Annotated in this window: 15 protein-coding genes; 6 read left to right on the top strand and 9 right to left on the bottom strand. The window is 37.2% G+C overall.

Annotated elements, in window-relative coordinates; all coding sequences use genetic code 11:
- Positions 1–14: 14 nt before the first annotated feature.
- The 3 genes from BTO23_RS14640 to BTO23_RS14630 form a co-directional block, all read right to left on the bottom strand.
- The gene (locus BTO23_RS14640; RefSeq protein WP_245922118.1) at positions 15–1628 is read right to left on the bottom strand and encodes an HD domain-containing phosphohydrolase; all 1614 of its coding nucleotides are present in this window, start codon (positions 1626–1628) and stop codon (positions 15–17) included.
- Positions 1629–1788: 160 nt separating this feature from the next.
- Positions 1789–2280 carry a hypothetical protein gene (locus BTO23_RS14635; protein WP_081091622.1) on the bottom strand — a complete coding sequence of 164 codons (492 nt, stop codon included), beginning with the start codon at positions 2278–2280 and terminating at the stop codon, positions 1789–1791.
- A 50-nt stretch (positions 2281–2330) separates the two neighbouring features.
- The gene (locus BTO23_RS14630) at positions 2331–2753 is read right to left on the bottom strand and encodes a DUF3010 family protein (RefSeq protein WP_060993783.1); all 423 of its coding nucleotides are present in this window, start codon (positions 2751–2753) and stop codon (positions 2331–2333) included.
- A 420-nt stretch (positions 2754–3173) separates the two neighbouring features.
- Here BTO23_RS14630 and BTO23_RS14625 point away from each other — a divergent pair, with 420 nt between their 5' ends.
- Complete coding sequence (locus BTO23_RS14625) at positions 3174–3644, top strand: CreA family protein (protein ID WP_061037321.1); 471 nt, start codon at positions 3174–3176, stop codon at positions 3642–3644.
- A gap of 61 nt (positions 3645–3705) precedes the next feature.
- On the opposite strand, the gene BTO23_RS14620 is transcribed toward BTO23_RS14625, so the two are convergent.
- The gene (locus BTO23_RS14620; protein WP_060993785.1) at positions 3706–4338 is read right to left on the bottom strand and encodes an OmpA family protein; all 633 of its coding nucleotides are present in this window, start codon (positions 4336–4338) and stop codon (positions 3706–3708) included.
- A 206-nt stretch (positions 4339–4544) separates the two neighbouring features.
- Here BTO23_RS14620 and BTO23_RS14615 point away from each other — a divergent pair, with 206 nt between their 5' ends.
- A complete protein-coding gene (locus BTO23_RS14615) occupies positions 4545–4982 on the top strand; it encodes a DUF3069 domain-containing protein (protein WP_060993786.1) in 438 nt (145 codons plus the stop codon).
- Between the two features lie 45 nt (positions 4983–5027).
- Positions 5028–5273, top strand: coding sequence for a DUF2960 domain-containing protein (locus BTO23_RS14610; protein ID WP_060993787.1), 246 nt, complete (start codon positions 5028–5030; stop codon positions 5271–5273).
- Between the two features lie 4 nt (positions 5274–5277).
- On the opposite strand, the gene viaA is transcribed toward BTO23_RS14610, so the two are convergent.
- Entirely contained in the window at positions 5278–6726 is a 1449-nt protein-coding gene (viaA, locus tag BTO23_RS14605; RefSeq protein ID WP_105063867.1) for an ATPase RavA stimulator ViaA, read from the bottom strand.
- Between the two features lie 33 nt (positions 6727–6759).
- Positions 6760–8409, bottom strand: coding sequence for an ATPase RavA domain-containing protein (locus BTO23_RS14600; protein WP_061013752.1), 1650 nt, complete (start codon positions 8407–8409; stop codon positions 6760–6762).
- Between the two features lie 356 nt (positions 8410–8765).
- Between BTO23_RS14600 and ltaE the strand changes: the two genes are divergently transcribed.
- Positions 8766–9773, top strand: a complete 1008-nt coding sequence (gene ltaE, locus BTO23_RS14595; RefSeq protein WP_081091623.1) for a low-specificity L-threonine aldolase — start codon at positions 8766–8768, stop codon at positions 9771–9773.
- Positions 9774–9917: 144 nt separating this feature from the next.
- On the opposite strand, the gene mlc is transcribed toward ltaE, so the two are convergent.
- The gene (mlc, locus tag BTO23_RS14590) at positions 9918–11132 is read right to left on the bottom strand and encodes a sugar metabolism global transcriptional regulator Mlc (protein WP_105063866.1); all 1215 of its coding nucleotides are present in this window, start codon (positions 11130–11132) and stop codon (positions 9918–9920) included.
- 184 nt (positions 11133–11316) lie between these two features.
- Between mlc and queE the strand changes: the two genes are divergently transcribed.
- Positions 11317–11997: a 7-carboxy-7-deazaguanine synthase QueE gene (gene queE, locus BTO23_RS14585; protein ID WP_061005365.1), complete on the top strand. Its 681-nt coding sequence runs from the start codon at positions 11317–11319 to the stop codon at positions 11995–11997.
- A 105-nt stretch (positions 11998–12102) separates the two neighbouring features.
- A complete protein-coding gene (pyk, locus tag BTO23_RS14580) occupies positions 12103–13548 on the top strand; it encodes a pyruvate kinase (RefSeq protein ID WP_060993792.1) in 1446 nt (481 codons plus the stop codon).
- Positions 13549–13659: 111 nt separating this feature from the next.
- On the opposite strand, the gene treC is transcribed toward pyk, so the two are convergent.
- Together treC and treB are read right to left on the bottom strand one after the other, a co-directional pair.
- Positions 13660–15330: an alpha,alpha-phosphotrehalase gene (gene treC, locus BTO23_RS14575; RefSeq protein WP_105063865.1), complete on the bottom strand. Its 1671-nt coding sequence runs from the start codon at positions 15328–15330 to the stop codon at positions 13660–13662.
- A 100-nt stretch (positions 15331–15430) separates the two neighbouring features.
- Complete coding sequence (gene treB, locus BTO23_RS14570) at positions 15431–16855, bottom strand: PTS trehalose transporter subunit IIBC (protein WP_061013762.1); 1425 nt, start codon at positions 16853–16855, stop codon at positions 15431–15433.
- Positions 16856–16981: the final 126 nt, after the last annotated feature.

Here is a 16981-nt window from a genome sequence, read left to right as displayed (position 1 = left end):
TCTCTTATTCAGAATTAATCAGGATAGTCTTTCCTGATATCGACAAACTTCTGAATGTTATTTAAAAATAGTCGGCACAAATCAGGATCAAACTGTTTACCACATTCTTTTTCAAACAAGATAATAACTTTATCCAAAGGCCATGGCTCTTTGTAACAACGCTTACTCATCAAAGCATCAAATACGTCTGTTATCGCAGTAATACGGGCAAAAATATAAATTTCATCAGCCACTAATTGATTAGGATACCCCTTCCCATCCCACCGCTCATGGTGTTCTAGAGCAATTCTTGCTGCTGATTGCATAATTTCGCCCCCAGTACTTAGCAATTGATAACCAAGAACTGTATGTTGCTCTATTATTTTTCTTTCATCTTGGGTTAATTTTCCGGGTTTATCTAATATTGCCTCAGAGATACCTATTTTCCCCACATCATGCATGGGACTAATAACTTCTATTAATTCGTATTCAGTCGAAGGCAAACCATAAATCTTACCTAACAAGTGAGACATCTTAGCAACCCGACGGACATGGCTCCCCGTTTCACCAGAACGTGTTTCGATCGCCTCTCCCAAGACTTCTATCATCTCTTTTTGTACTGTTAAGGTTTTCTTTTGTAAAGCCAGTATGTGCGATTTATTTCCATTCAATTCTTTCTTACGCAATATGGCTATATATTGAGTAATGATAATTCCAAGCATCATAATCACTAATAAAGCCGAAACAGTGATAATATTCCGATTCTCAAACAGATAGGAAGAAGGTCCATTCACGATGCTTGAAGCATGGGGCAATTTTTGTCTTTTTAAATGAAACCGTTCTACCACACTAGAATCAAACAGATATCCTTCCCACCCAGAAGGAAAGTCAGATACTTTTTCTGTTACTGTAAAATTCAATTTTTGAGTAAGGGATAAAACCGATTGAACACCTAACGAATAAGAGCGATTTACATACCCCCCAAGAACACCATAACCAATATAATGCTCCCAAAATACAAAAATAGGGATAGTACTGTTCTCTGATAATACCGAAGCAATAGCTGCATAATCATAATATCGACCCTTATCTAATTCGGTATTATAGTGCGTTAGAAAAGCAACAGAATCACTTGGTGCTCTTGATAAGAAACTGGTCGCTTCTTCTAATGATTTATCACTAATGATTTGAACCGTTAACTGAGGAAACTTGTCTGCTTCAGATAAAAAGTGTTTACGGATGAGTTGAGAAGTTAAGCTATTATCACTTAATAAATATATCGTTTTTACTTGAGGAAAAAGAGACCTAGCCAATTCTAAATTTTTAGCAATATGATCACGTTCATAATAGAGTGTTAATCGTTTTTTCAATGTACCCAAATCAGGAGAGAGATTATTGATCCCAACGGCAACGATAGGAATATCTGGATAAAGATTGTTGGCATTTGTAGTTAAAAAATTAAGTGCATTATCATCAGAAGCGATCACAGCATCAAAATAATTTGTTGTATATTTAGAGCTTAAATAACGCTTATATTCTACGTGGTATTGCTCGTTATCAATACGTTTAGAATCCATATACTCAATAGATAAACGTATGTTTTTATCCGCATTTATAATGGTATTTTGAATCCCCTTCTCTATGTTCATAGTCCACTCATAAGACGGGCTATAAGAGTGTAAAACAAGGATATTAATTGGCTTTTTTGTCCCTATCGATTGCGCACAAGAAACCGATGAATATAAAGAAAAGAAAACCAATAATATTGAGAGGATATAACGCATCTGCTTAACTCATTACGAAACAGATTTATGTTCGAGAACAAGATTTAAACGTATGACCCGTTAACGTAGATTGCTGCTCCATAACGGCACTTAAAAATCTATCGATAGTCAAAGCATTACTTGTAATTACAACATCAGAAACATACATAACATCGTCAAAAGCTTGAGACAAACAAGCAGCAACAGGTTTCATTCCATCTAATGCAATAAAGAGCTGGTAATCATCACATAGATCTACTTGAGTTAAAAATTCAAGTACATCGTCATACTCAGCATCCCATTGACTCGCCACTGTCATCGCCCATCGAATGGTTAATCGATGCTCAGTAACCAATAAAATGGATATATTCTTAGTAAGTTCTGGTGAAAGGTACGTATATTCTGCTGAATCTAAAGTCTCTTGATTTAAGTAGACATCGCGACCTTTTACACTTTCTGGCGTAGGAAAGTCGACATTAACTTGATTCGCTAACCAAGCTAATTTTTGTTGATGGAATGTATTCAAATCTATAGACATAGGTACCTACAAAAAAAGGATGGTTAATCCATCCTTTTAATAATCAAAAATTATAAGTTTAAGAAAGCAAAACCCGTTTCATACGCTTCTTGCTGATAACCTTTAAGGCCAACTTCTTTTACTCGCAGCATTTCTGGTGCACGTTTAAGGCTAGCTTTTTGATCCATCGCTGATAATACTTCAACTTCAACAGCATCAATTAGTTGAATTGCAGCTTCTAATTTAAAGCCTACAGCACCGCCAGCAAATTTACCTTTCATAACGCGTTCTTTAATTACAACCGTTTCTACTTGGTAGTCTTCCATCAATTTTTTAAATTTAAACTGAAAATCACGGATAGATTCCGTTTTAGATGGCTCAGTAATATCAAATTTAGCAACACGACAATCTGGTAGGTCAATCATGCCATCTGATTTATTAACTAAACAGATGATTGCTTCATTACCTTTAAGCTCTACGCCACATACTTTCATTCTAAAATCCTAACAATGTCTTGAACCTGTTGATTATAGGCTTAATTTAATTAAATAGATACGTTGAATCTAACAATAAAAATGAGACGATAAAAATCATTGTCCCCAGATATTACAAAAGTCTGGAACACACATACTCGGTTGTGATGGAGAACTACAACCACTTAACAAAAGAACCATAATGGCAGCTGTAATTATTTGTTTTTTCAAGATATATCTCCACTCTCACATTTTATAAAATAGATACTAATACACTTTTACTAATTCAGAAATCAATTTGTTACTCGACTTCCACGCTCGTACTTAATTTTTATATGCCAAAGTCATGACATCGTTTATCCTTTTAACATGAGGTCATGCTCAAATCGAATTGCACTTATGCTACACTCTTTTATATCGTTTAAAATCAGAGAATCTTTAATGAAAAAAATTATTTTTGCACTAAGTCTCACAGCAATGCTTACGGCTTGTTCAGATAATGAAGTTGGTGACGTCTCGCTTGGTATGTTTACCATGAAAGATATAAAAATTTCAAACTTAGATGATGAGAAAATTCCGGGGGTAACTTGCCATATCGCCTCTATTGAAGCTAACTTAAGCCTTTCTGATCCAAGTGACAGCTCTATTTCTTGTCGTCAAACTGGCGAAATTACACCAGAGATGATCGCTAATATCGATAGAAGTAAATCTGGTGAAGTTGTCTTTAAACAATCAAAAAGTATTTTCTTCAAATCGATGAAAGTTAGACGCATCTACGATGCAGATAACCAAACCCTTCTCTACTTGTCTTATACAACTAAAGAGACCGATGGCAGTTTCAAGCATAGTTTGTCTACAGTGCCATTATGGGGAACAAAAGCATACCAAGAGCAACCAATATCTACTCAATAAAAATAAATAAACCAGATAGGGATAACACCTTATCTGGTTTGCTTTATCTTCAATCTTATCTTTACCAGTGAATCTTTAATATCGTAATTTCAACGCGGCGATTGCATTTTCGACCTAACATTGTTTCGTTATCACACAATGGAAGATACTCACCAAATCCACGCGAATACAATTGGCCGGCATCCAGTCTGTTGTCTAATAAATAACGGCGAACTTCGTTAGAGCGCATTTCTGACAGATTCTGGTTACTGACTGAGTTACCTGTTTTATCAGTATGCCCATCAAGAACCAAAGCAAGCTCAGGCTTCGTTGCCATCACTGCTATCAATTTATTTAATAAATTTTTAGCCAGTGGCGTTAACTCTGCCTTTGCACTTGAAAAATGAACTTTCTCTTGAATACTAATAACAAGTTGATCACCATTGACTTCATGATAAATAACACCAAGTTCAGAAAGTTGAGATGCTACCTTTCTCATGTCATCGTCTTTCAATTCACCATTTGGTCCAGTTAACGGACTTGTTATCTCAGCATCAACAGATTCACTTTTTTCTGGTGATTGATTTGCTGGATCTTCAAATGTTGGAAATGGAGCATCATCTTTGGTCTTAGGTGCGGTATCTAATAAATTATTCCCCATTGGAGCACAACCGATCAGTAACAATGAAGTACATAGTGATAAAATTTTAAGCATGATTAACCCGAGTAATAATATTCCTGACCCTTTTATCGACCTAGATGGTGATTTCTTTACTTTAAACCCTGCTTTTGTGACCTTTATTCCTTATTTTTGCTTCTAAATAGAACAATTAGGATGCTATTTTCCTATACTGCAATGAATAGAATTGACATTTTTTGTGGTCTGGTTACCATTTATTTTTTATATGACGAGAAATGCCCATGTCTGAAGTTGAAAACACACAAAAAGAAGCTATTGATTTAGCAACTATCTCTCCAGAACTTAAAAAAGTAATTGAGTTTGAAAGCGTTCCTGAAGAAATGTGGCACATGCTTGTTTCTGTTCATGAAGTAGCAGAAGTTGCTGTTCGTGAATCTTGGGATGAAATGCCAGCAAGTGCTCAAAAAGTATTAGACAACTTTGAGCAATTTCATGCATTAGTTTCTTTAAGTCAAAGCTACGCTGGTTATGATTTCATGGCGGAATTCGAAACTATCGAGCTTCCTGAAAACATGGATGAAGATGCACAAGCAGAATACCGTTCTCAACTGCTTGATCAAGTTCTACACAACTGTGTTAAAGATCTTGTTAAGCAAATTAAGAAAGCACGTCGTGACCCAATCATGAAACGTGAACTTGCTGAAATCTTCAAAAAGTAATTAATGAAAAGGATGGTTTCGACTATCCTTTTTCGAGGAATAATAATGGCTCGTACCGTTCGTTACACTTATAAATCAGAAACGAAAGAAATTGCTTTTTCGTTCCGTGAATTCCACGGCCCATTTGAAGCAGCGGCGGCTGCTGAAGGTATTGATATCTCTAAATTTGATACAATGCTAAAACAAGTAGAAATGGCATCAAGCAACCCCGGTGCAGTTAAGGATTTTCGTCACAGCTACTTTTCTAAATTAGGTTTTAGTAAAGTTCGCTTTGTGAAAGATGAGGAATAACGCATTATCTAATTTGCGTTAATCTACCTAGCATTGATGGATGATAAGACCATGTATGATCAAACATCGCCATTAATGCTGGATTTCCATATTTGGATAAGCATACTGCATGAAATCTATTTTGGTGTTGCTTTACCTCTTGAACCATCGCATCAATATGCTCTGATTGCGTAGACGCAATAAAATCAGATAACACGACCAAATCTGCATTCTTATACTTATCACCATGCATAAGCTCAATCGACTGTTCAAGTACAGGCTCTAGATCTGTTCCACCATGAAACTTATACGACAAAAAGTCTGCAACTTCTTTCAATCCATCTTGTTTTGTTAACTCATAGGTGATTTGTTGCGTAGAAAAAAGGATGACGTAGCAATCTCTTTCTTCAGCTAATGCTATCTGCATCAATCCATACGCTAATGCTTTAGCACATTGTTCAGGAAAACCACTCATTGAACCTGACGCATCAACACAAACAACAAATGGTCCTTTTTCAATTAATGTATCACTTGCAGCCCTAGAATGTGCGGTAACTTTGCGTAATTTTCTATCAGCTCCTTCCATGCGGTAATTCATCAGGCGTTTATCTACAAGATGTTGATAAAAAATAACCTCAAGTTCAGGGTGAGATAAAAATAAGGTTTCATTTGGTAACAAACGACTAAGATCATCGCCCTCTTGTATCCCTACAATATCATCGGTGACAAAATCACTTTTTTCTTCCACCACTTTTACTTCTTCGGCCTGTGCTTGAGAGCGGTCATGATCTGGCGCTTCATTTGCCATGCGTCCAAGCTTGGACGCGATATCTTGCAGTCCTTTATTTTTACTTAAAAAACGAGCATGAAGCTTCATGATATCTACATTGGACTTAGTTAACTTTGCTGAAGCCATATCCCATAGTTTACCAATCTGAGCTTCGTCTCCTTCAGCGGCTACTGATTCCATTGTTTTTAAGGTTTCAATACGTTGATACAGATCAGCAAGAAGTTTTTCTTTATCTTCTTTTAATTCGGTCAGCTGTGCTTTCTTAATCGCATCAGAGAGACTTTCATACCAACGCTCACAAAAGAAGCGAGGAAACATAGGATTCATTAACCCTTTGTTGTTGTTAACCAATTTGCTCGCTTCAATATAAAATGAAGAATGCCATTCTAATTTAGTCACAACATTATCTATCTGCTGATAAAACTCATCTTCAGTCCAATGAATAACTTCTTGATATAATGCTAACTCTTCCTGAATACGTTCGGTTTCACATACTTTTGTCATTTTATGCTTAACTTTGCCTCTCCACTTTAAAATATGATTTTTAATGGTAGGCTTAATATTAGGATTTGATTTTGCTGCGGTTAAAAATTGAGGTCTAGATAAAACCTCTGCAATCGAAGAATCTATCATCCCTGATTCTGCAACCATCATAACCAAATTTAACGCGTCAGCACCTAACATACATTTCCTTGTGAGTAATAATACGAGATTAAATTAAGAATAATATTCACTAAACTTCAACACTCTACGGCTTGTGCTTTCAAATTGAGTTTTACAATCTTCAATTCGTTGAGCTAATAACTGTAGACTACTTTCGATAACTGACGGTAAATTCTCTTCAATAAAGTTATGTGGAAGCGCAGCATGGAATTGAGCTCTGCTTTTTCTCAATTGATGATCTGCGTCACTCAACTTTGAATTATTCAACGCAATATTTTGTTCCCATTGCTCAAATTGGCTTTGTTCAGGATCATTATGGCCAACCATACCAACAAGAACAGAGCGATTTGCGATATCTTTGATTACTAATCTGGAATCGGCATCTAGTTCCAAATTCAACGCGCATAAATTTGGATTTTGATTCACATAGCCATAAACAACGGCTCTGCCTTCTTTCATCTGCTTTGCAATATCATCAGGGTTTACATAAACCCAACGGCTATCACCCTTTTCACTCTCTGAAACGGACATATTTGATTGCAGCATTACTAGTTTAATTAACTGATGTGCCGAGCCAACGCTATATCTTTTTCCTTTATGAAAATCGAACTCGAAGCTTTCTTTTTTCATTAATCGGTTACCGGTCGCTTCAATATGAAAATTGATGCTTTGTTCAACTAATACCGCGGCTTCCATTTCAATAATATCAGCTTGGATCATCTCAATATTCATCGATACATTTTTTTGATCAAATGCTTTTTCGGAAGCAAACTTTCTAATGCTTTCCCTTACTTGCTCACGGTTTTCAGGCGTAGTCCATAAGCAATCTTGCAGCAATAGTAAATCCATTGGGTTGATTTCATCACGTCCGCTGAAAAATGCCGACGCTTTCAGTAATTTAACTGATTTTTTCCACCGGCGATCGGATACATAAAGATCGTCATCATAAGATGAATTATTTTTCTCTAGCATTGATTTAAGTTCAAAAAGCTTTTCAAACACTTCTTCAGATAATGTTAAGCCATCAAACTCTTTTTGCCATTGATGATATTCTGCATCAGTAACCACAAGAGATGGGTCAACTTCAGTTTCCTGAATTGTTCCAGTCATTAACATCGATTTGAAGTTATTTTTATTTTGAATACGGTTTACAAACACTCGAACTAGCATTCGATCATAAAGCGCATCTAAACCACTGTCTTCATCTGGTAGTTCATTAGACGCTGAAATAAGTAATCGCATAGGAACAGGAAGGATTTCACTGCCATTTTTAAATGTTTTTTCATTAACAACGGTTAGTAAGGTATTTAAGATTGCAGGACCCGCTTTCCAGATCTCATCTAAAAATACGACTTGAGCATTAGGCAAGTAACCTTCGGTCAAACGTACATATTTACCATTGTCTTTTAATTCTTGAATTGATAATGGACCAAATACTTCTTCTGGCGTTGAGAATCGCGTCATCAAGTATTCAAAATAACTACTGTTATCAAAAGCCTTAATCAAACGCTTAGCGATTAAGCTTTTGGCTATGCCAGGTGGACCGAGTAAAAAAACACTTTCTCCGGCAAGTGCAGCAAGCAAACACAGCCTCATGGTGTCTTCCCTTTCATATACGCCATCAGACAAGGCTGTTGTCAGTTTTTGAATTCGTTCTGATAACAATGCGCGTTCTGCACTGGTTCTAATTGAGTTACATTGCATTACATTCCCTTACAATTCTGATGTCATATGACATTGAGTATAATGTAATTTCTTTACTCATTATAGTTACATATTTCTATAATCGCTTAATAAACAATCACTTTAACTAACCAATTAGTCGTATTTTAGAAATTTCGCTCTTTTTGATATGCATTTTTTATAGTTACCTTTAACTCTATCACTAAGATGTTTTAATCGGAAGTGAGTCGTATTAGTCGCTCTGGCGTATGTAAAAAGATGTTGTCGACATTATTTTCACATACATAAACACTATGTTATCGTTTATTAAAAATAGAACCAAAATAATAACAGCCTAATGACTCCTTTAAACATTACGGCTAACGCAAGGAAGTAACATGATTGATTTTCGCTCAGATACAGTAACAAGACCCACCCAAGCTATGCGTGATGCAATGGCAAACGCTTTAGTTGGTGATGATGTGTATGGGGATGACCCAACAGTAAACGAACTTGAGGCATGGACCGCTAAACGACATGGTTTTGAAGCGGCAATTTTTACTTCATCAGGAACTCAAGCCAACCTTCTAGGTTTGATGGCTCATTGTGAACGTGGTGATGAGTATTTATGTGGTCAGCAAGCTCATAATTATAAATATGAAGCTGGTGGTGCAGCAGTTTTAGGGTCGATTCAACCCCAACCAATAGAGAATAACCCTGATGGCTCACTTTGTTTTCAAAAATTAGAAGCGGCCATTAAAGCAGATGACTTTCATTTTGCACGAACAAAGCTGCTTAGTTTAGAAAATACCATTAACGGTAAAGTCCTCCCTCTTAGCTATTTAGTCGAAGCTCGTGAGTTCGTAAATAAGCATAACCTACAACTTCATCTTGATGGTGCTCGTGTGTATAACGCAGCAGTCGCACTAAATGTCGATATTAAAGAGATTGCTCAGCATTTTGATAGTATGACTATTTGTTTATCTAAAGGCTTATCAGCACCTGTTGGCTCTTTATTGTTAGGCACTAAAGAGTATATACAAAAAGCACGACGCATCAGGAAAATGCTAGGCGGTGGCATGCGTCAGGCTGGAATTCTAGCGGCAGCAGGTAAACTTGCTTTAACCGAACAAGTTTCACAACTTACAGTCGATCACAGCAATGCTAAATATTTAGCAGAACAACTTAATACTGTGAGTGGATTTTCAGTCAATGTTGAACATATTCAAACTAACATTGTGTTTGCCCGCTTAGATAGCAAAGTCGATATACATACGATTGTTCAACACGCTCAAGAACAAGATATTTTAATTTCTGCTGGTAACCCTATTCGTTTTGTTACTCATAAAGACATTGCAAAACAGGACATTGATACGTTTGTTGAGTTTCTAAAAAACGAAGTCTAGCTTTAAATTAATACTAATTCATGTCAGTGACATCATTAGATACTAATCTCAATTTGTATAAAAAATAAATCAAATAAAAAGAGCAGCTTAGTGGCTGCTCTTTTTATTTACATAGATAAAATAATACCAATTCCAGTAATTATCTTAGCCTTCAATCACTTTCATCAATAATGATCCATCAAACATTGCTTGCTTAACTAGCGCCGCACCAGGCATCGTTGCTTGAGTATAAAAACGACTTTCAACTAACTTTGTATCTTTAGCATATAAAGGCAATACTTGGTTTTGTATCGCATCCATGATAACAGGGTAAAGAAGTTCTTTAGAAAGGTTAATTTCACCGCCAATCAATACGATTTCTGGGTTAAACAAATTCACCATAATGGCGATCGCTTCACCAAGATTATGCCCTAGTTCAGTAATTACTTGTTTTGCTAAAATATCGCCTTCATTAGCTGCTAAGCAAATATTCTCAATTGTAATTACTTTGTCTTTTAATGAGGTTTGATGTCCATTATTAATCAGATTTGTGACTTGTTCTCTAAGTGCTTTAGCACTGGCAACCGTTTCAAGACAACCAGAATTACCGCAATGACAACGAGCACCCAATTTATTGATTTTGATATGCCCCATCTCACCAATATTACCGGTTCTGCCTTGCAAAACTTCGCCGTTCATTATGATGCCGGCACCAACACCGTGATGGATAGAAACTAAAACTGAATTATCATAGTTTTGAGAATTACCAAACAATTTTTCAGCTAATGCCCAGCTGCGAGTATCATTACCAATAAATACAGGCAATCCTGTTGCTTCATAAATCTTAGACCCAAGGGGTAAATTGTCCACATTGTAATGTGGCATTTGAATAACAAGCCCTTCAGAAGAAATGACGAGTCCCGGCAAAGAAACTGAAATACTTGTTATCCTGCCTAAAATACGAGAATGTTTTTGAAAAAATAGTTCAATCTCGGCAAGTAACTTTGCAAGTAGCTCATCTTGCTCTATCTCTTTAATCGTTTGCCTTTCTTCAATAACTTGCTCGCCACCAAGACTGTGCAATGCGATGGTAAGGTAACCTCGACCTAATCGCAAAGATAAAAACTGCCAACCTTCATTATCAACTTCTAAGCCAATCGCAGGTCGACCACGACTATTTGCTTCTTGTACCTGCGTTTCTTTGATAAGGTGTGCGTCAAGTAATTCACGTGTAATTTTAGTAATACTAGCCGGAGCTAAATTACTTTGTTTAGAAAGGTCTATTCGAGAGATAGGACCACGTTGGTCAATAAGCTTATAAACCCGTCCAGCATTTACTTGTTTTAAGTGATCAATGTGTCCGGGTTGGGCCACGTACATGTGTATCTCCAGTAAATAAATTTGTGTCTAATTTCATTTTTTTACTTTGCGAACAAATTGTGAAGTCTGAGTATTAACCTACGTGATAAGCATCACGAAGATTATGAAATATTTACTGAAAATGCGACTTTTGCACGTATTTCACCTACGATTTTTTATAGTTTTTTATTTGAGTAAAATAATTATGTCAGCGCCATCATTTAAAATTAATGAGTTATTCGAAACCATTCAAGGTGAAGGTACATTCACCGGAGTTCCTTCTATTTTCTTACGCTTACAAGGTTGCCCTGTGGGTTGTTCTTGGTGTGATACCAAACAAACATGGGACGTTGAATTAAGTGATAAAACAGATTTAGCAACGATTTTAGCTAAAAAAGAAGATGCACCAAGCTGGACAGAGCTGACAAGCACTCAAATCATAGGCATGCTTAATGAACAAGGATACACAGCAAAACACATGGTTATAACAGGTGGTGAACCATGTATGTATGATCTTACGCCATTAACAAAAGAGTTAGAACAACATGGCTACCGTTGCCAAATAGAAACCAGTGGTACCTACCCTATTTTGACATCAGACAACACTTGGGTGACAGTGTCACCAAAAATCAATATGAAAGGTAAGCTTCCTGTATTAGAAGAAGCATTAATGCGCGCTAACGAAATAAAACACCCTGTTGGAACAAAAAAAGACATTGAACAATTAGAAGCTCTGCTTGATGGCGTACAATTATTAGACGATGTTACGATTGCACTACAACCAATCAGTCAAAAACCACGCGCTACTGAACTTTGTATTGAAACCTGCATCAAAAGAAATTGGCGACTTTCTATACAAACACACAAATATTTAGCGATTGCGTGATACTTTTTTACAATTTCCTTGTTTGAATCATGGAATTGTCATCATTCTCGATATATGTTTAGTTGATCACAGAATAAACACAATAACATCTATTTTGGAGATAATATGTCTAACAGACTACGTAGAACGAAAATCGTTACCACTCTTGGCCCTGCAACTGATCGTGATAATAACCTTGAAAAAATCATTGCCGCGGGTGCAAACGTTGTTCGAATGAACTTTTCACACGGTAGCCCAGAAGACCACATCATGCGTACTAAGAAAGTACGCGAAATCGCAGCGAAACTAGGTACTCACGTAGCTATTCTTGGTGACCTTCAAGGTCCTAAAATTCGCGTATCTACATTCAAAGACGGTAAAATTCAACTGGCTATTGGTGATAAATTCACACTAGATAGCGATTTACCAAAAGGCGAAGGGAATCAAGACTCTGTAGGTCTAGATTATAAAGAACTTCCACAAGACGTTGTTACTGGTGATGTACTTCTTCTTGATGATGGCCGCGTTCAATTAAAAGTAACTTCTGTTGATGGTAACAAGGTTCATACCGAGGTTACCGTTGCTGGTCCTTTATCAAACAACAAAGGCATCAACAAACAAGGCGGTGGTCTTTCTGCTGATGCTCTTACTGAAAAAGACAAAGCGGACATCATTACAGCTGCTGCAATGAAAGTTGACTACTTAGCGGTTTCTTTCCCACGTAACGGCGAAGACATGAACTACGCTCGTCGTTTAGCTCGCGAAGCTGGCCTTGAGGCAAAACTGGTTGCTAAGGTTGAACGTGCAGAGACAGTAGCAACAGAAGAAGCAATGGATGACATCATCATGGCTTCTGACGTAGTTATGGTTGCCCGTGGTGACCTAGGTGTTGAAATTGGCGATCCTGAACTTGTAGGTGTTCAAAAGCAACTTATCCGTCGTGCTCGTAGTCTTAACCGTACGGTTATTACAGCAACACAAATGATGGAATCAATGATCACAAGCCCAATGCCAACTCGTGCTGAAGTTATGGACGTTGCTAATGCCGTACTTGATGGTTCTGATGCGGTAATGCTTTCGGCTGAAACAGCCGCTGGTGACTTCCCTGTTGAGACAGTAATGTCTATGGCAAGTGTATGTATTGGTGCAGAGAAAGTTCCTACTGTAAATGTATCTAATCACCGTTTAGATCGTCGTTTCACGACTCCTGAAGAAACGATTGCAATGTCTACCATGTATGCAGCAAACCACATGGAAGGCATCACTGCGATGATCACATTAACTGAATCTGGTCGTACACCATTAATGATGTCACGCCTAAGCTCTGGTTTACCAATCTTCGCATTATCACGTAACGAAAGTACTCTAAACCGTGCTGCTCTTTTCCGTGGTGTAACACCTGTATTCTTTGATGAAAGTGCAGACTCTGGCTTACCATCAACTCACGCTGCAATTAATGCATTAAAAGATAAAGGCCTATTAAGCGCTGGTGACCAAGTTATCATCACTCAAGGTGATGTGATGGATATCGTTGGCTCTACTAACTGTATGCGTATTATTACGGTTGAATAAGAGTAAGGTTAATCACTTAATCTTTCCCCCTCTTAATTAAACAAAAAGCCCTGAAGATCATTATGACCTCAGGGCTTTATTTTTATAATCTTGTTGCACGTCAAATTATCGTTATTTTTGAATTAAAATAACTCGGCACTCGTATGGACGTAATATCATGCCTTCTTGAGGTTGTGTGAACTCCACATCACCATAGTTCGCTAAGATATACCTAACATCCTCACCTTTTAAATCCAAAGAAACAGACTCTTCATTTGCATAGAAGTTATGTACTGCAATTAAACGATGCGTACTACTCTCTCGTTGATAGCAAAATAACGCCTTATGCTCAGGCATCAAATCGTAGTAATCACCAGAGGTAATTACCTCTATTTCTTTACGAAGTTGAATAATTTTTTGATAGAAATAGAATACCGAGTTCTTATCATTTACTGCATTTTCTGCGTTTACGTCTTGATAGTTATTAGCAATTGATAACCATGGTGTGCCTAAGGTAAAACCCGCGTTATCATTTCCATTCCATTGCATTGGTGTTCGTGAATTATCACGAGATTTTTGGTCTAAAATATCAAGCATTTCAGACTCAGATACTGACTTTTCTTGATTTACCATAATGTCGAACATATTCGTACTTTCAAGATCTCGATATTGATCAATTGAAGTGTAATGCGGATTGGTCATTCCAATCTCTTCACCTTGATAAATATAAGGTGTTCCTTGCATCATATGCACTGATGACGCGAGCATTTTTGCTGATAACTCACGATATTCTTCATCATTTCCTAAACGGCTTACCACTCTAGGTTGGTCATGATTACACCAAAATAATGCTCCCCAACCTTTGCCATTTAAGCCAGTTTGCCAATGATTGAAGATCGACTTTAGCGATAAAAAATCAAACGGGGCTTTGGTCCACTTTTCCCCATTTTTGTAATCAGCTTTAAGATGATGAAAATTAAATACCATCGATAATTCTTTACCATCTTGAGCTGAATATTTCTGACAATGATCTAACGTGGTTGATGACATTTCACCTACTGTAACAGAGCCGTACTTTTGAAAAACGGCTTCGCTGATCTCTTGTAGATATTGGTGAGCTTTAGGGCCATCGGTATAAAAACGACGTCCATCGCCACTTTCATCATTGATAAATTCATTCGGTTTTGAAATAAGGTTAATAACATCTAAACGAAATCCATCAATACCTTTTTCAGCCCAAAAGCTGATTATGTCTTTTACTTCTTTCCGAACTTTAGAATTTTCCCAATTTAAATCCGCTTGCTCTTTAGCAAACAGATGCAAATAGTATTGATTTGTTACTTCATCTAACGCCCATGCATTGCCACCAAATTTAGATTGCCAATTGGTTGGAGCTTTTCCATCAACCGGATCTTTCCAAATGTAGTAATCACGATATTCACTCCCTTTGTTACCAAGAGCAGACTTAAACCAGTGATGCTCTGTCGATGTATGATTAACAACGATATCCATGATGATCCGTATATTACGGGATTTTGCTTCTTCAAGTAGCTCATCAAAATCTGCCATGGTGCCAAAATCAGGATTAATTGAGTAATAATCTGCAATATCGTAACCATTATCAATCATTGGGGATTGGTAAATAGGAGTTAACCATAATGCATCTACACCCAATTTTTTCAGGTAATCCAATTTAGAAATAATGCCTTGAATATCCCCCGTACCTTTATTACCGCTATCACAAAAACTTTTTGGGTAAATTTGGTAAATAGTCGCTGTACGCCACCACTCTGAATTTGTCATGTTATGTCTCTAAACTACTTTAAAAGAGAGCACCTTTGTTCATATTGTTAATACAAAGGCGCTATATTGTACTAATAAAAATTACATTATGGCTTGATAATTAAACAGCAGAAGCCGCTAACTGGTCTTGAACTTGTGCACGCTTGTACATTATCAATGTTAAAATGGCAGGAACAAAAATCGCAACTAACATAGCAACACCATAAATACCCCAGTATTGTGGTTGAATAGAAAGAATACCCGGTAACCCACCTACGCCAATTCCATTCGCCATGACACCTGCGCCACCACAAATAGCCGCAGCCATAGCAGAACCTATCATTGCGCTCAACATTGGAAATTTATATTTCAAATTAATTCCGTACATTGCAGGCTCTGTAACACCAAGATAAGCTGAAATAGCCGCTGGGACTGAAATGTCACGCTCACCACTTTTCTTACTGATAATGATAATCCCAACCACAGCTGAAGCTTGAGCGATATTTGATAATGCAATGAGAGGCCAAATTGGGGTGCCGCCCAACTCTTGCATTAACTGTAAGTCAACCGCATTAGTTGTATGGTGAATACCCGTAATAACTAATGGTGCATAGAAGAAACCAAAGATCACAGAACCAACAATCGCAAAATCTCCAGTCATTGCGGCTTTTGCTGCCATTGCAACACCATCACCGAGCACGCGACCAAACGGCCCAATAAATGCGTGAGCTAAAATGACAGAAACGATAATTGAAACAAAAGGCACAACAACAAGATATAGATAAGAAGGAACGATGCGCTTTAAATTTGTTTCAATAAAGGCCAATGCAACACCGGCAAGCATGGCTGGAATAACTTGAGCTTGATAACCGACTTTTTCAATAACAAATAAACCGAAATCCCAAACTTCAGGTACTTGTTTACCGATAAGATATGCATTCATCAATTGAGGGGAAACTAAAGTAACACCTAACGTGATGCCTAGAATTGGAGTCCCTCCTAATTTCTTCACCGTTGACCAACACACACCAACAGGCAAGAAGAAGAAAATAGCTTCGCCAATTAACCATAAGAATGAATGTACCGTTGCCCAAAACTGGCTTGTCTCAACTAATGTTTGACCATCAAACATTCTTAGATCGCCAATGACATTTCTAAAACCTAAGATCAAACCGCCTGTAATAATTGCAGGCAGTAAAGGAACAAAAATTTCAGCAAGGTGAGAGATCCCGCGCTCTAAAATATTCATATTTTGGCGAGCAGCAAGCTTGGCATCTTCTTTAGAGGCTCCTTTCTCTCCCGAAAGCTCATTTAAAATAATAAAAACTTCATCCACTTCAGTACCAATAACAACTTGAAATTGTCCGGCATTGGTAAAGCATCCTTTAACCATTGGGATTTTTTCTATTGCTTTTACGTCCGCACCTTTGGTGTTATTTAATACAAAACGTAAGCGTGTCAAGCAATGACTTACGCTAGCAATATTTTCTGATCCCCCGATCAGCTCTATCAAACGTTGTACGTCCTTTCTCTCTATTTTACTCATACCTTTGTCCACGTTGATTATAATTCGCAATGGGAATGTTCCCATTTTATTTTTAGTATACTTACAAAGATGAATCGATAAATAAATGGGAACATTCCCGTAGGGTGAATCAGATCACAATAAAGC

It is taken from the genome of Aliivibrio sifiae, from assembly GCF_002954715.1.
GTDB classification, from domain to species: domain Bacteria; phylum Pseudomonadota; class Gammaproteobacteria; order Enterobacterales; family Vibrionaceae; genus Aliivibrio; species Aliivibrio sifiae.
Note: the sequence above shows the minus strand (reverse complement) of the source record. Positions and strands in the feature narration are given on the sequence as shown.

What these genes read in the sequence shown, in the direction of transcription:
- BTO23_RS14640 (WP_245922118.1), bottom strand. Translation starts at nt 1,628, where the DNA reads ATGAACATAGAGAAGGGGATTCAAAATACCATTATAAATGCGGATAAA.
- BTO23_RS14600 (WP_061013752.1), bottom strand. Translation starts at nt 8,409, where the DNA reads ATGCAATGTAACTCAATTAGAACCAGTGCAGAACGCGCATTGTTATCA.
- BTO23_RS14635 (WP_081091622.1), bottom strand. Translation starts at nt 2,280, where the DNA reads ATGTCTATAGATTTGAATACATTCCATCAACAAAAATTAGCTTGGTTA.
- BTO23_RS14620 (WP_060993785.1), bottom strand. Translation starts at nt 4,338, where the DNA reads ATGCTTAAAATTTTATCACTATGTACTTCATTGTTACTGATCGGTTGT.
- BTO23_RS14610 (WP_060993787.1), top strand. Translation starts at nt 5,028, where the DNA reads ATGGCTCGTACCGTTCGTTACACTTATAAATCAGAAACGAAAGAAATT.
- BTO23_RS14625 (WP_061037321.1), top strand. Translation starts at nt 3,174, where the DNA reads ATGAAAAAAATTATTTTTGCACTAAGTCTCACAGCAATGCTTACGGCT.
- treB (WP_061013762.1), bottom strand. Translation starts at nt 16,855, where the DNA reads ATGAGTAAAATAGAGAGAAAGGACGTACAACGTTTGATAGAGCTGATC.
- BTO23_RS14630 (WP_060993783.1), bottom strand. Translation starts at nt 2,753, where the DNA reads ATGAAAGTATGTGGCGTAGAGCTTAAAGGTAATGAAGCAATCATCTGT.
- pyk (WP_060993792.1), top strand. Translation starts at nt 12,103, where the DNA reads ATGTCTAACAGACTACGTAGAACGAAAATCGTTACCACTCTTGGCCCT.
- mlc (WP_105063866.1), bottom strand. Translation starts at nt 11,132, where the DNA reads ATGTACGTGGCCCAACCCGGACACATTGATCACTTAAAACAAGTAAAT.
- ltaE (WP_081091623.1), top strand. Translation starts at nt 8,766, where the DNA reads ATGATTGATTTTCGCTCAGATACAGTAACAAGACCCACCCAAGCTATG.
- queE (WP_061005365.1), top strand. Translation starts at nt 11,317, where the DNA reads ATGTCAGCGCCATCATTTAAAATTAATGAGTTATTCGAAACCATTCAA.
- viaA (WP_105063867.1), bottom strand. Translation starts at nt 6,726, where the DNA reads ATGTTAGGTGCTGACGCGTTAAATTTGGTTATGATGGTTGCAGAATCA.
- BTO23_RS14615 (WP_060993786.1), top strand. Translation starts at nt 4,545, where the DNA reads ATGTCTGAAGTTGAAAACACACAAAAAGAAGCTATTGATTTAGCAACT.
- treC (WP_105063865.1), bottom strand. Translation starts at nt 15,330, where the DNA reads ATGACAAATTCAGAGTGGTGGCGTACAGCGACTATTTACCAAATTTAC.